The organism is Duganella kummerowiae (assembly GCF_053572355.1).
Map to the genome: position 1 here is coordinate 551,953 of NZ_JBKFEH010000009.1, position 13,185 is coordinate 565,137.

11 protein-coding genes are annotated in these 13,185 nt (G+C 67.6%); 4 read left to right on the top strand and 7 right to left on the bottom strand.

Features of this window, described 5'->3' with window-relative positions:
- The first annotated feature begins 169 nt into the window (after window positions 1–169).
- Entirely contained in the window at window positions 170–1,654 is a 1,485-nt protein-coding gene (locus ACLB1G_RS13460) for an ATP-binding protein (protein WP_491627717.1), read from the top strand.
- A 2-nt stretch (window positions 1,655–1,656) separates the two neighbouring features.
- Here ACLB1G_RS13460 and ACLB1G_RS13465 read toward each other — a convergent pair whose 3' ends face one another.
- On the bottom strand, window positions 1,657–2,352 hold the full coding sequence (locus tag ACLB1G_RS13465; protein ID WP_491627718.1) for an HAD family hydrolase: 696 nt from the start codon (window positions 2,350–2,352) through the stop codon (window positions 1,657–1,659).
- A gap of 204 nt (window positions 2,353–2,556) precedes the next feature.
- Between ACLB1G_RS13465 and ACLB1G_RS13470 the strand changes: the two genes are divergently transcribed.
- Complete coding sequence (locus ACLB1G_RS13470) at window positions 2,557–3,513, top strand: LysR substrate-binding domain-containing protein (RefSeq protein WP_491627719.1); 957 nt, start codon at window positions 2,557–2,559, stop codon at window positions 3,511–3,513.
- 32 nt (window positions 3,514–3,545) lie between these two features.
- Here the strand turns inward: ACLB1G_RS13470 and ACLB1G_RS13475 are convergent, their stop codons facing one another.
- Both ACLB1G_RS13475 and gluQRS read right to left on the bottom strand, forming a co-directional pair.
- Window positions 3,546–5,153, bottom strand: a complete 1,608-nt coding sequence (locus tag ACLB1G_RS13475; protein ID WP_491627720.1) for a CYTH and CHAD domain-containing protein — start codon at window positions 5,151–5,153, stop codon at window positions 3,546–3,548.
- Window positions 5,138–6,118 carry a tRNA glutamyl-Q(34) synthetase GluQRS gene (gene gluQRS / locus ACLB1G_RS13480; protein ID WP_491627721.1) on the bottom strand — a complete coding sequence of 327 codons (981 nt, stop codon included), beginning with the start codon at window positions 6,116–6,118 and terminating at the stop codon, window positions 5,138–5,140. The genes ACLB1G_RS13475 and gluQRS overlap by 16 nt, the downstream gene beginning before the upstream one ends.
- Before the next feature lie 91 nt (window positions 6,119–6,209).
- On the opposite strand from gluQRS, the gene ACLB1G_RS13485 reads away from it, so the two are divergent.
- Entirely contained in the window at window positions 6,210–7,853 is a 1,644-nt protein-coding gene (locus tag ACLB1G_RS13485) for a M28 family peptidase (protein WP_491627722.1), read from the top strand.
- Window positions 7,854–7,886: 33 nt separating this feature from the next.
- Here ACLB1G_RS13485 and ACLB1G_RS13490 read toward each other — a convergent pair whose 3' ends face one another.
- The gene (locus tag ACLB1G_RS13490; RefSeq protein WP_491627766.1) at window positions 7,887–9,050 is read right to left on the bottom strand and encodes an MFS transporter; all 1,164 of its coding nucleotides are present in this window, start codon (window positions 9,048–9,050) and stop codon (window positions 7,887–7,889) included.
- 199 nt (window positions 9,051–9,249) lie between these two features.
- Complete coding sequence (locus tag ACLB1G_RS13495) at window positions 9,250–10,257, bottom strand: LLM class flavin-dependent oxidoreductase (protein WP_491627723.1); 1,008 nt, start codon at window positions 10,255–10,257, stop codon at window positions 9,250–9,252.
- A gap of 235 nt (window positions 10,258–10,492) precedes the next feature.
- On the opposite strand from ACLB1G_RS13495, the gene ACLB1G_RS13500 reads away from it, so the two are divergent.
- Entirely contained in the window at window positions 10,493–11,422 is a 930-nt protein-coding gene (locus ACLB1G_RS13500; protein ID WP_491627724.1) for a TraB/GumN family protein, read from the top strand.
- Window positions 11,423–11,430: 8 nt separating this feature from the next.
- On the opposite strand, the gene ACLB1G_RS13505 is transcribed toward ACLB1G_RS13500, so the two are convergent.
- Together ACLB1G_RS13505 and ACLB1G_RS13510 are read right to left on the bottom strand one after the other, a co-directional pair.
- On the bottom strand, window positions 11,431–12,036 hold the full coding sequence (locus tag ACLB1G_RS13505) for a hypothetical protein (RefSeq protein ID WP_491627725.1): 606 nt from the start codon (window positions 12,034–12,036) through the stop codon (window positions 11,431–11,433).
- A gap of 364 nt (window positions 12,037–12,400) precedes the next feature.
- A complete protein-coding gene (locus ACLB1G_RS13510) occupies window positions 12,401–12,784 on the bottom strand; it encodes a VanZ family protein (protein ID WP_491627726.1) in 384 nt (127 codons plus the stop codon).
- Between the last annotated feature and the right edge of the window lie 401 nt (window positions 12,785–13,185).

The following is a 13,185-nucleotide window of genomic DNA, read 5'->3' on the forward strand; positions in this document are numbered from 1 at the left end:
TGGTTTTGTTGCATCCGAGTATAGCTTTGGAAGCAAGCCGGCACAACCGCACTGGCCAGCGATCATTTTTTTGACTGCTGCGATGAATTCACTGTATTTACTGTTGCGCCACAGGAACAGGGGGAGCTTGCCTTTGGGATAGAATCAAAGCCACACGAAAGGACGGGCCATGGGCGCGACGCCGGTGGGGAAGATGCGGGGCGGTGCGAAGCGGCGGCAGCGGCCGCAGCGCCGTGCTGGCTGGCGCGAGCTGGCCTTGCAGCGCGAACTGCAGGCGCTGTCGCGGGTGGCCGACCAGGTCACGCGCGAGCAGCGCTACGACGTGCGCGTACCGGGCGGCAGCGATGGCGAGGTGGGCCAGTTGGCGCGCGCCTTCAACAGCATGCTGTCGGCGGTGGAGACGCGCGACGCCGAACTGCGGCGCAGCCAGTCGCTGCTGGAGAGCATCGTCGACAAGTCCTCGGCCGTGATCTACATCAAGGATACCCAGGGCCGCTACCTGATGGTGAACCGGCGCTTCCGCGAACTGCTGGCGCCCGGTTCGCCCGATCCGCTGGGCCGGCGCGACGCCGAGCTGTTCCCGCCCGAAGCGGCGCGCACCATCAACGAGGGCGACCGCGCCGTGCTGGAATGTAGCGAAGCCTACACCTACGAAGAGTCTGTGCCCGACGCCGGCGGCGTGTGGCATACCTATTTGTCCGAGAAATTCTGCCTGCGCGACGAACGCGGCGAGATGTGGGCCATCGGCGGCGTCTCGACCGACATCTCGGAGCGCAAGAAGGTCGAGATCGAGCTGATGCAGTACCGCGACCGGCTGGAGGAGCTGGTGCAGCTGCGCACAGCCCAGATGCAGGGCGCCAACCGCGAACTGGCGGCCTCGCTGGAGACCTTGCAGCGGGCCCAGGATGAACTGGTGCGCAGCGAGAAGCTGGCCGCGCTGGGCGCCCTGGTGGCGGGGGTTGCGCATGAGCTGAATACGCCGATCGGCAACAGCCTGCTGGCGGTCAGTACCCTGGTCGACCAGACCCGCATGTTCCGCCAGGCCTGCGAGGAGGGCGTCAAGCGCTCCGCGCTGGCGGGCTTCGTGCAGGATATCGTCAATGGCACCGAGATCGTGCAGCGCAACCTGCACCGCGCGGTGGACCTGGTGGCCAGCTTCAAGCAGGTGGCGGTGGACCGCACCAGTTCGCAGAGCCGCAGCTTCCTGCTGTCCGACCTGGTGAACGAGATTCTGCTGGTGCTGGCGCCCACTTTCCGCAAGTCCGGCCACACGGTGCGCCAGGAGATTGCCGCCGACATTGAAATGCACAGCTTCCCCGGTCCGCTGGGCCAGGTCCTGATCAACCTGATCAACAACGGCCTGACGCACGCCTTCGAGCGGCGCGGCGCGGGCGAGATCGTGCTGTCGGCGCGCCACGCCGGGCCGGGCCAGGTCACCTTGACCGTCAGCGACAACGGCGACGGCATCGCACCCGAGCACCTGGGCCGCATCTACGATCCCTTCTTCACCACCAAGCTGGGACGCGGCGGCTCCGGGCTGGGGCTGAACATCGTCTACAACATCGTGTACGGCGTGCTGCGCGGGCGCATCGAGGTCGAGAGCACGCTGGGGGCCGGCACCCGTTTCGTGCTGACCCTGCCGCTGGCCGGTTGATGTCAGGCGGCCAGGGCGTCGCGCTCCTGCGGGTTGGCGGTGAAGGGGCTGATGCGCAGTTCGCGCAGGTCGTGGTAGCCGATCAGGCGGCCGCGCGCCGCTTCGCTGCCGCAGGGCGGCACCGACACCGTCCACAAACCGCTGTCCTCGGCGGCGCGCAGCGCGGTCAGCGAGGTATCGATGGCGATGCCGTCGGCCGGGGCGATGCCCATGGCGTGCAGGGCGCGTGCGTAGGGGCCGGTGCCGGCCGGACCCTTGAAGCGGGCGTCCCCGGCCACCACCGCGAACAGGCTGGTGACCTCGTCGCCAAAGGCTTGCTCCAGCAGGGCGGCGCTGGCGGCGGCCGGCAGGTCGGAAATCACGGACAGCTTGCAGCCGGCTTCGCGCGCTTCCTCGATCAGGGCCAGGGTGGCGCGCGCGGCCTGCGGGGCGCGGGAGGTGATCTCGCGCTGGAAGTGGCGCGCCCAATCGGCCAGCAGGCGGGCTTTCCAGCGGCGGTCGCGCGCCAGCGGTTCGGAGGCGACCGCGCCGCACAGGGCGTGCGCGTAGCCGTGGCTGCGCGCCGCCAGGCGCAGGGCCGGCAGGGTCCAGGGGGCGAGGCCGGAATCGGCCAGCGCCGCGTTGCAGGCGGCCAGGTGCTGGGCTTCGGTGTCGAACAAAACGCCGTCCAGGCCGATGAAGATCACGTCTATGCTCATGGCGAACCTTACGCAGTGGGTGAGGGGATGAGGCTAAGAGGACGTTTCAAAATGACCATGGCGGCGTTGCAGCTCCTCGCCGTGCAGGCGCACTGTCTTCGTAGCCGCGCCTTGCCACGCTCATTTTGGAACGCCCTCTAAATATAAATCGGTTAATATTCCAAGAAAAATTAAAGTTTTTCAACAATTGATAAGGAACGCCTTATGTATCACGCCAGTTTCCGCCAGCTGCAGGCGCTGCAGCTGGTGGCGCGCCACGAGAGCGTGTCGCGCGCGGCCGATGCGCTGCACGTCACGCAGCCTGCCGTATCGTTGCAATTACGCACACTGGAGCAGGTGGCGGGCATGGCCCTCACGCGCAAGGTGGGCCGCAACGTGCAGCTGACGGCGGCCGGGGAGGTGATGCTGACCTTCGCCGAGCGCATCCTGCACTTGTGGGAGCAGGCCGGCGACGAACTGGCGGCGCTGCAGGGCGTCACCAGCGGCACCCTGCGCATAGGCGCGGTGATGACCGCCGAGCACCTGCTGCCGCCGCTGCTGGTGCCGTTCACGCTGGAGCGGCCCGACGTGCGCCTGAAGCTGCAGGTGGGGAACCGGTCAGAGATCGTCAGCATGCTGGCGCGCCAGGAAATCGACCTGGCCATCATGGGTACCCCGCCGCGCGAGCTGCGCCTGCGGGCGGCCCGCTTCGCGCGCCATCCCATGGCGTTCGTGGCCAGTCCCGGGCATGCGCTGATGCGCAAGCGGCGCGTGACGCTGGACGAGGTGATGGCATCCAACCTGCTGGTACGCGAGCGCGGTTCGGGCACGCGTACCGCCATCGAGCGCCTGTTCCGCGAACAGGGTCACCGTTTCGATTTTGGGTCCGAGGTGTCCAGCAACGAGGCCATCAAGCGCATGGTGGCGGCCGGGCTGGGTGTGGGCTTTTTGTCCGTACACGCCTGCGCCCTGGAGTTCGAGGCCGGCCTGCTGGCGGTGCTGCCGATGCGCGAGCATCCGGTGGAGGCGGACTGGCACATCATGCATTTGCGCGACGAGCCCATCCCCAAGGTGGCGGCTTCGTTCCAGGACTTCGTGGCCGAGCACGGCCAGGCCCTGGTGCGGCAGGAGCTGGAGGGCCAGCAGGGGCGGGCCGGGGCGGGCAGGCGGACGCGCGCCTAGGGCGTGGGGCTGCTGCCGGCCTGCGCAGCTGCTCAGGCGGGGCGCGGCAGCTTGAGGGAAGACAGCTGGCGGTGGGCGCGTCGGATGCGGGCGCCGTCGGCCTGATGGCGTGCAAGGTAGCCGCGCGCGTAGCCGATGTCGGCCGCAGCCTGTGGCTGGCGCTGGGCCAACTCGCGCAGCAGGCCGCCGGCCACGGCCAGGTCGTTGTGCAGGCCCAGTGCATCCTGCAGGCCGGCCAGGGTCTTGAGGTAGCGTCGCGCGGCCTTGGCGCGGTACAGGGGCTGGAAGAATTCCAGCGCGTAGCGGGCGCGCTTGGCGGCAATGCGCAGGCGATGCACATCCTGCTCGTCGCCGTGCCGGGCGCGGCGGGCGCGCTTGAACAGGCGGCGGTGCAGCTGGTCCAGCGCTTCCTGGGCGTAGGCGATGGCCGGCTCGGACAGCGGCGCGGCGGCACGGGCCGACTCCAGTTCCAGCAGCCACAGGGCCAGCGTCAATTGCAGGCGGGTATAGCGCGGCGAACGCAGGGCGGCGGCCGCCTGTGTGCGCCGCTGGTCGGCCTCGGCGCGCACCAGGGCGGACAGGCCTGCCTGGCCATCATCGCGTGGCGCGCCGCTTGCCACGCGCGCGCCGCCCTGCGCCTTGCCACGCGGCGTTGCGGCAGCCTGGCCGGCTTTGGCGCTCTCGCCTGGCAGGGCGCCATCGGACGCCCCTGCAGCCGGGACCTGGGCCAGGGTCGATGTGCCCAGCACGTCCCAGTCGCGCGCGGCGCCCAGTTCCTGGCCCAGCCATGACAGTTCCTCTTGCAGCTCTGGCGGGCAGGGCGCGACGGCGTCGAACAGCTTGAGCGCGGAACGCAGGCGGCGCAGCCCGACCCGCATCTGGTGCACGCCTTCACCTTCGCCGGCCAGGACGGCGGCCTCATTGTGCTGGACTTGCGCCAGGCAGTTGTGGGCGATGGCCAGCAGAGCCTCTCCGGTGCTGGCCTCCGGGTCCAGCTGCACGGGGTCCGCGTGGTGCGGCGCGGGCAACTGCTGCAGCAGCATCCCATAGCCGCGCTCGGCCTTGCTGGCATTGCTCAGGTGTAGCGGCAAGGTGTCCAGCAATTGCAGGGCGGCGTGGAACAGGCTGGCCGGTTCGCCCTCCAGCAGCTCCAGTTCGATTTCATTGACCGGCTCGCGCGCCTCGCCACAGATGATGTGTCCCACATCGAGCACCAGCTCGATGCGGCTGCCTTCGAAGGCCAGTTCCCAGCGGCTGCGCTCCACCTCGACCGTGAACAGGGTCTGCAGCTGGTCCTTGAGAGCGGATTTGGCCAGCAGCGCCTGCCATTCGGGTGCGTCATCCATCTGCTTGCGCAGGCGGCCCAGCTGCGGGCGGGCGCCGGAGACCGGCGTTTCCCATTCGTTGCGGCTGTGCAGGCCGCTCTGCACGCTGCCGCCCGCCTTCATGGTCTGTGTCCACGCTTCGCCGCTGCGGCGCACGCGCAGGCCGGCGCCGTGGCGCATCAGCAGTAATTCCGGCGTATCGACGTAATGGGCCACGGTGTGCTTGCGCCCCGGCGTTTGCCCGGCCAGCAGCGGGTGCGCTTGCATGCGTTCGTTGTCGGACGGATTCAGCGAGAGCTTCAGTTCGATTTCCATGGCGCCGCCTCCGAGAGAGAATCCGACAGTGTAGGACGGATGGCGGCCGGCATGCCGCACGCATCGGCGCGCGGTAACTGGCGCAGCAGGGCGGCCCAGGCGGGAACCGCCGCCCGCCAGAAAGCCTCGATGCTGGCGGCCTGCAGGTCCAGGCCGAGGAAGCGCGCTGCCGGCAGCAGGGCCTCGCGCAGCAGGGTGATGGGATCGGCGCCGCGGTCGAAGGCCTGGGCGCCGGTCTGCTTGGACAGCTTCTCGCCTAGCTCATTGACCACCACCGGTACGTGCAGGTAGCGCGGCTGCGGCAGGCCCAGCATCTGTTGCAGCACCAGCTGGCGCGGGGTGGAGTCCAGCAGGTCGGCGCCGCGCACGATGTCGGTGACGTGCTGGTCGCCATCGTCCACCACCACGGCCAACTGGTAGGCCCAGTAGCCGTCGGCGCGGCGGATGACGACATCGCCCACCTCGGCCTCCAGGTCCTGGCGCTGCGGGCCGGCCCAGCGGTCCTCGAAGGCCACCACGCAGGGCTGGGGCAGGCGCAGGCGCAGGGCGCGTCCTTCCTTGCCCGGAGGCAGGCCGTGGCGGCAGGTGCCGGGGTAGATTTGCGACTGGCGGCCGGACAGGCGCAGCTGGGCCTCGGCGATGTCGCGCCGCGAGCAGCCGCAGGGATAGGCGCGATGGCCCAGGCGCGCGATAGCGTCCAGGTAAAGATAGGTGCGCCGGCTCTGCCATGTGACTTCGTCGTCCCAATGCATGCCGCAGCGCTGCAGCGAGGCCAGGATGTGCTGGTCGGCGCCGTCGACGTTGCGGTCGCCGTCCACGTCCTCGATGCGCACCAGCCAGGCGCCGTGGTGCACCTTGGCGTCCAGGTAGCTGGCCATGGCGGCCACCAGCGAGCCGATATGCAGGGGGCCGGTGGGCGAGGGCGCGAAACGGCCCACGTAGGGCAGGGCGGAAGAAACAGTCATGCCGGCATTGTAGCGCGGGCCGTGCCATGACTTACAATGTGCGCGCGGCAAAACCAAGGCCGCCATTTGCTATCTCGCCCCATAGGACACCATGCAGAAACCCACCCCCACCCTGCTTGCCTGCGCCCTGGCCATGAGCCTGGCGCTGGCCTATCCCGTACATTCTGCCCCTGCAGCCGGCGCCAGGGACGCCGCCGTGCAGGAGGCGCCGCTGCGCGCCCACCTGGCCTTCCTGTCCAGCGACTTGCTGGAAGGGCGCGGCACCGGCCAGCGCGGCGCCGACCTGACCGTGTCCTACCTGGAGAACCAGGCCCTGGCGGCCGGGCTGAAGCCGGCCAACGGCAACAGCTACCGCCAGGCCGTGAAGATCGCCGGCGTCAAGACCCAGGCGGCCGACAGCACGCTGGCGCTGGTGGCCGGCGGCCAGGCCGTGCCGCTGAACTTCGGCGCCGACTGGGTGTATGCGCCGGGCGACGCCCAGGCCGCGCACCGCTTCCAGGGCGCCGGGCTGGTGTTCGTCGGCTACGGCATCACGGCCCCGGACGAGCAGTGGGACGATTACAAGGGCATGGACGTGAAGGGCAAGATCCTGGTCATGATGGTCAACGATCCGCAGCCCACGGCCGAGCAGCCCGACCGCTTCAACGGCAAGGGCCTGACCTACTACGGCCGCTGGACCTACAAGTTCGAGGAAGCCCAGCGCCAGGGCGCGGCCGGGGTGCTGCTGATACACACCACCCCCAGCGCCTCGTATGGCTGGAGCGTGATCCAGAACAGCTGGTCGGGCGTGGAGCGCTTCCAGCTGGCGGCCGGCACCCTGGGCACGCCGCTGCAGGGCTGGGTGACGGAAGAGGCGGCGCGCGCCGTGTTCAAGGCGGCCGGACAGGACCTGGACGCGCTGCGCGTGGCCGCAGAGCGCAAGGACTTCAAGCCGGTGCCGCTGGACCTCAAGCTCGATGGTGAGATGAAGGCGGCGGTGCGCAAGATCGAGCAGTTCAACGTGGCGGGCGTGGTGCCGGGCACCGATCCCAAGCTGAAGGATGAAGTGGTGATCTACAGCGCGCACTGGGACCACCTGGGCAAGCAGGGTGACGGTCCGGGCGATACCATCTTCAACGGCGCGGTGGACAACGCCTCGGGCAGCGCCGCGCTGCTGGCCATGGCGCAGCAAGCCGTCAAGTCGCCGGCCAGGCGCAGCCAGATGTTCCTGTGGGTGGCGGCCGAGGAGCAGGGCCTGCTGGGCAGCGCGGCCTATGCGGATGCGCCGCTGTGGCCGCTCAACAAGACCGCCGCCAACCTGAACCTGGACTCGCTGAACTTCATTGGCGCCACGCGCGACATCGGCGTGCAGGGCAGCGAGCGTACCGAGCTGGGCGAGCTGGCCGCGCAGGCGGCCAAGGGCATGGGGCTGGCGATCGCGCCGGCGCGTCCGGACCTGGGCGGCGGCTACTTCCGCAGCGACCACTTCAGCTTTGCCAAGCAAGGGGTGCCGGCGTTCTCGATCTCGTCCGGGCGCAACTACCTCAAGGACCCGGAAGGCGCGGCCGCCAAATCCAAGGAATATGGCAAGCGCTACCACCAGGTCGGCGATGAATACGATCCCAGCTGGGACTTGGGCGGCATGGTGCAGATGGCGCAATACACGCTCAACCTGGGCCGCTTGATCGCCAACGGCGCCAGGATGCCGGAATGGAAGGCCGGCGACCCGTTCGGTCAGCCGCGCAACGCCAAGTAAAAACACCGGGGTCAACACCTGACCCCGGGTTTGCTATCCGCGCCGGCGCCCCAGGAATTCGGTGGCAAATACGCACAGGGCGACGGCCGGGAAGCACAGGCCGGCCAGCAGCACGCCGTGCCAGCCGTGGCGGGCAAACATCCAGCCGCCCAGCGAGGATCCCAGCGCGCCGCCCATGAAGAACAACGCCATGTACAGCCCGTTCAAGCGGCTGCGCACTTCCGGCGCCAGGGCAAAGATGGCGCGCTGGCCCGTCACCAGGCTGGCGGACACCCCCATATCCAGCACGATGGACGCCAGCACCAGCACGCCCAGGTCGATCAGCCAGCCGCCGTCCACCAGTAGCGGCGCCAGGAAGGACAGCGCGCCGAGGAGCAATGCCATGGCGGTGGTCGAACGGCTCTTGCCCTGGTCGGCGCGGCGGCCGGCGATGGGCGAGGCGATCGCGCCTGCCACGCCCACCAGCGCGAAGATGGCCACGCCGGTCTGGCTCAGCTGGAAGTGGGGACCCGTCAATTCCAGCGACACCGTGGTCCAGAACAGGCTGAAGGCCCCGAACATGCACGCCTGGTAGGCCGCGCGGCGGCGCAGGATGGGTGTGCTGCACAGCAGGTGCCACATCGATCCCAGCAGGGAAAAATAGTGCAGCCCGGCGTGCTCGGGCGTGCGCAGCGGCAGGCGCTGGCGCAGCAGGAAGGCCAGCGCCGTGGTGGTGATGGCCGACAGCACGAAAATCGCGTGCCAGCCCAGCGCATCGGCCACCAGGCTGGCCACTGGCCGCGCCAGCATGATGCCCAGCAGCAGCCCGCTCATCACCTTGCCGACCGTCTGGCCACGGGTCTCCGGACGCGAAAGATGCGCGGCAAACGGCACCACGATCTGCGCCGCCACCGAGCCCAGCCCAATGCAGAAGGCCGAGGCCAGGAACAGCAGGGCGCTGCCCGCGCTGGCGGCCACCACCAGGGCCAGGGCCGACAGCAGCAGGGCGCTGAAAATGAGGCGGCGGTTTTCCAGCAGATCGCCGAGCGGCACGATGAACAGCAGGCCCAGGCAGTAGCCTATCTGGGTCAGGGTGACAATCAGTCCGGCCGCGCCCGGATCGAGTCCGGTGGCGCGGGCGATGGGGCCGATCAGGGTCTGGGCGTAATAAAGGTTGGCGACGATCAGCCCGGTGGCGCTGGCCAGCAGCCAGACCATGCCGGGGCGGATGTCAGGCTGGGCCGGGGACTGGCTCACGACGTACTCCTGCACTAATCAAGCCGGCCATTTTAACGGCGATGGGCCAACTCTGCAGGAGATGCCGGGATGCAGGCGGCATGCCGTCCGACCGCCGGGTGGACGCGCCGGCCGGCGGGGCAGCGCTGGGCGCAATGAGCACCCAGGCGCGGGTGAGCTGTTACAGTCCGGCTTGTTCGCGCGCCAGTTGCTGGCGCACCTCGGCCGTGATCTCGTAGGAGCGCAGGCGGTGGGCGTGCTCGTAGATTTGCGAGGTGATCATCAGCTCGTCGGCGCCGGTACGGGCGATGAAGGCCTTGAGCTGGCGCGCCACGGTGTCCGGGCCGCCGATGGCGGAGCAGGACAGCACGCTGTCGAGCATCATCTGCTCCGGCAGGCCGAGCTGCTCGCGGTAGCCGGGACGCGGCGGCGGCAGGCGCGACGGCCGGCCGCTGCGCAGGTTGACGAAAGCCTGCTGCATGGAGGTGGCGCGCAGCTGCGCTTCCTCGTCGGTGTCGGCTGCGAACACGTTAAAGCCCAGCATGGCGTACGGTTGGGCCAGCTGCGCCGACGGGCGGAAATTGGCCCGGTACAGCTCCAGCGCCTGCATCATCATTTGCGGCGCGAAGTGCGAGGCAAAGGCAAACGGCAGGCCCAGGTGGGCGGCCAGCTGGGCGCCGAAAGTGCTGGAGCCCAGTATCCACAGCGGCACCTTGGCGCCATGTCCCGGCACCGCCAGCACGCGCTGGCGCGGCTGGTCGGACAGGTAATCCTGCAATTCCAGCACGTCCTGCGGGAATTGGTCGGCGTCCGATTGCAGGTCGCGGCGCAGGGCGCGCGCCGTGGTCTGGTCGGAGCCGGGCGCCCGGCCCAGTCCCAGGTCGATACGGCCCGGATGCAGCGCCTCCAGGGTGCCGAACTGCTCGGCGATCACCAGCGGCGAGTGATTCGGCAGCATGATACCGCCGGCCCCGACCCGGATGGTGGAGGTGCCGCCGGCCACATGCGCGATCACCACCGCCGTGGCGGCGCTGGCGATGCCGGGCATGCCGTGGTGTTCGGCCACCCAGTAGCGTTGATAACCCCAGCGCTCGCCGTGCTGCGCCAGGTCCAGGGTGTTGCGCAGCGAGGCGGAGGCGTTGCTGCCCTCGGCGATCGGCGACAGGTCGAGTATGGAAAATGGGATCATGAGGTGCAGGTAGGGCCGTTATTTCATTATTCAATGATTTCCCTGCAGGTTGCAGGGTTTTGGTTACCGAATGATTGTCGGACCGCTATCGAAGTGTCTGAATTTTGCTGAGATTAAGGGATTTTCTCCAAAAAATATTTTCCCGGCCGCAGACCTGCTTTACCATAAGAAATCCAAACCCCCTCTTCAAACCGCTTATCCCGGCTGCCTGCGCGCTGCCGGGCAGGGATGCCGCATGCCTAAGTTTTTGCGTTCCATTTTACTCGCCCTGGTCCTGGGCCAGTCCGCCGCCCACGCCGTCTACGCAGTCGAGAGCGTGGAAATTTCGTCCGAAGCTGTGCAGCCGCGCCGCGGGGCCCTGTACCGGGTCCAGCATGAGGGCAAGACCAGCTATCTGTTCGGCACCATCCACGTCGGCAAGGACGCTTTCTATCCGCTGGAACCGGTGGTGTCGCGCGCCTTGCAGGACTCGCGCGCGCTCGTGATCGAACTCGACATCCGCGAGGAGCAGCCCTTCCAGCTGGCGCTGGCCCGCCACGGCCGCTATCCGGAAGGCGACAGCGTGCAGCGCCACCTGTCCAGGGCCGCGCTGGACAAGCTGGTGACGGCGCTGGCCCGCGCCGGCGTCTCGCTGCAGTCGGTGCAGCAGTACAAGCCCTGGCTGATCGCCAACATGCTGGTGGGGATGGAAATGGAGCGCCATGGCTACCAGCGCAGCCAGGGTGTGGAATACGCGCTGCTGGACGTGGCGCAAAAGCAATCCAAGGCCGTGCGCGAGCTGGAGAGCGCCGATTACCAGCTCAGCCTGTTCGACCAGCTGGACGAGCAGAAGCAGGAAACCTATATGCTGGAAAACCTGGCCGACCTGGAGGATGGCAACTCGCTCAAGAAATCGCAGGAACTGATCGAGGCCTGGAGCCGCGCCGACCGTCCGCGCATCGATGGCGTGCTGCGTGAGCTGACCAAGGGCAAATCGGTATCGGCTGCCTTCATGCACAGCGTGCTGCTGGGCCAACGCAACCCGGAAATGGCCACTTCGATAGAGCGCATCATGCAGCAGGACCAGGTCGCCTTCGTGGGCGTGGGCCTGCTGCACCTGGTGGGCGACGAGGGCGTGCCGCAGCTGCTCAAGCGGCGCGGCTACCAGGTCGAGCAGCTGTACTAGCGGCCTTACTAGTAGCGCTCCACCGTCCCGTTGCTATAGCGGACCCGGTCGCCGATCTGGTAGCCGGGCTGGCTGTCCACCACCACCATCTGGCTGCTGCCGTCGTCCAGCTTGATGGTGACCCGGTACACCTTGTCGGTGGGCGAGCCGCCGCTGCCGCCGCCGGCCGCCGCCGCGCCAGCCGAACCGGTCACGCCCACGCCCGCATCCTGGCGCGACATCTGGTCGATGGCTTGCACGGTGCCATAGCTGGCCTGGGTTGCGCTGGCGCCGGCCATGCCGCCACTGCTACTGCCGCTTCCCGCGCCGCTGCTGCCGGCGCTACTGCTGGCGCCGGTGCTGCCCCAGCCACTGCCAGTGCCGCTGGAACTGCTGCCGGCGCCGGTCACGCCTGTGCTGCCGCTATTCCTGCCTTCCGAACTGCCGGCCGGGGTGCTGCCCGATCCGCTGCCGCTGCCGGTGGTGCTGGTGCCTGCGCTGCCGGAACCGCTGCCACTGCCATAGCTGCTTGAACTGCCGCTGCCACCCAGGTTGCTGCAGCCGGACGCCACCACCAGCCAGGCCGCTGCCAGGCAGGCGGCCGCCTGCCGTCCTACAGATTGCTTGATATTCATGTCGATCTCCTCATGACGATGGTTGTGACACCGTTAAGAGGGAGAGGCGGCGCGCTTGGTTCTCTCGGGTCCGTACAGCTTTGCGCTGCCTCAATCGAACGCGCTTTATCGTCGCGCGATAGGTTTGACCAAACTCAACCGCAACGGATTTACACCACGCAATAATTGTCGGGTATCACTTTATAGGACACCCGATATGTTGACACTCGTGACAGACCGCATTATCGAAGAGCTAATCGACTTCACCTTGGGCGACGCCGCCGACGCGCGCCTGCGGCACTGGTACGCACACACCCTGTACAGCCTGGTTCGGGTGGCCAAGGCCGAGCAATTGCTGCAGCTGCGCCAGGACGTCGACCTCGCACTAGGCCGGCGGCCGGCGGCGCCAGAGCAGCCACAGTACCAAGGCGGTAAGGCTGGCCGCCGTGCAATCGACGGCCCAGTCCGACACCGCCGCATGGCGGTAGGGGAAAAAGCTTTGGACATATTCGTCCAACGCCCCCATCACGGCAATGTGGGCCACGGCCAGCACGGCGCGCCGCGCCGGACTGCCGCCGACACCGGTAAACACGAGGAACGCCAGGCCGGCATAGGCAATCGAATGCAGCACCACGCCGGTGGCGACCTGGCCGATATCCTGGCGGGCGCCGGGCAGCGAGCCCAGTATCAGTATCAGAAGATACAGCGTAATCGCAGTCCAGTAGCGCAGCCGGGCATGCGACGAAGTCAGGATTAATTGTTTCAACACGGGCAACCTTGCGCGAAAAATGAAAACAATACCATGTCCGGAAAAAAAAGGCCCGCTGCAGGCAGCGGGCCGGTAAATACCCATGATGAGGCAAGAGACTGAGCAGTAAACAACACACGGACAACACGAACAAACAAGCGGCACGCTGCGGCGGCAGCATTCCACGATAAGGGGACTGGTGCGCCGGCAGGCCGGCGCACCGCATCTTCAATCATGCCTATCGGTTGCGATGTATCGAAGATGTGGCCAGTATAGGGATGGTTTGTTACGCCGTAATGACAGATAAAAAAAAAGCCCGCTGTTGAGCGGGCTTAAAACTATTTTCTTGGAGGAGAATAGTGGAGACAGGTGTAATTATGCGGTTCCCTCCGTTATATGTCTAATTGCCATTGCGGATACCA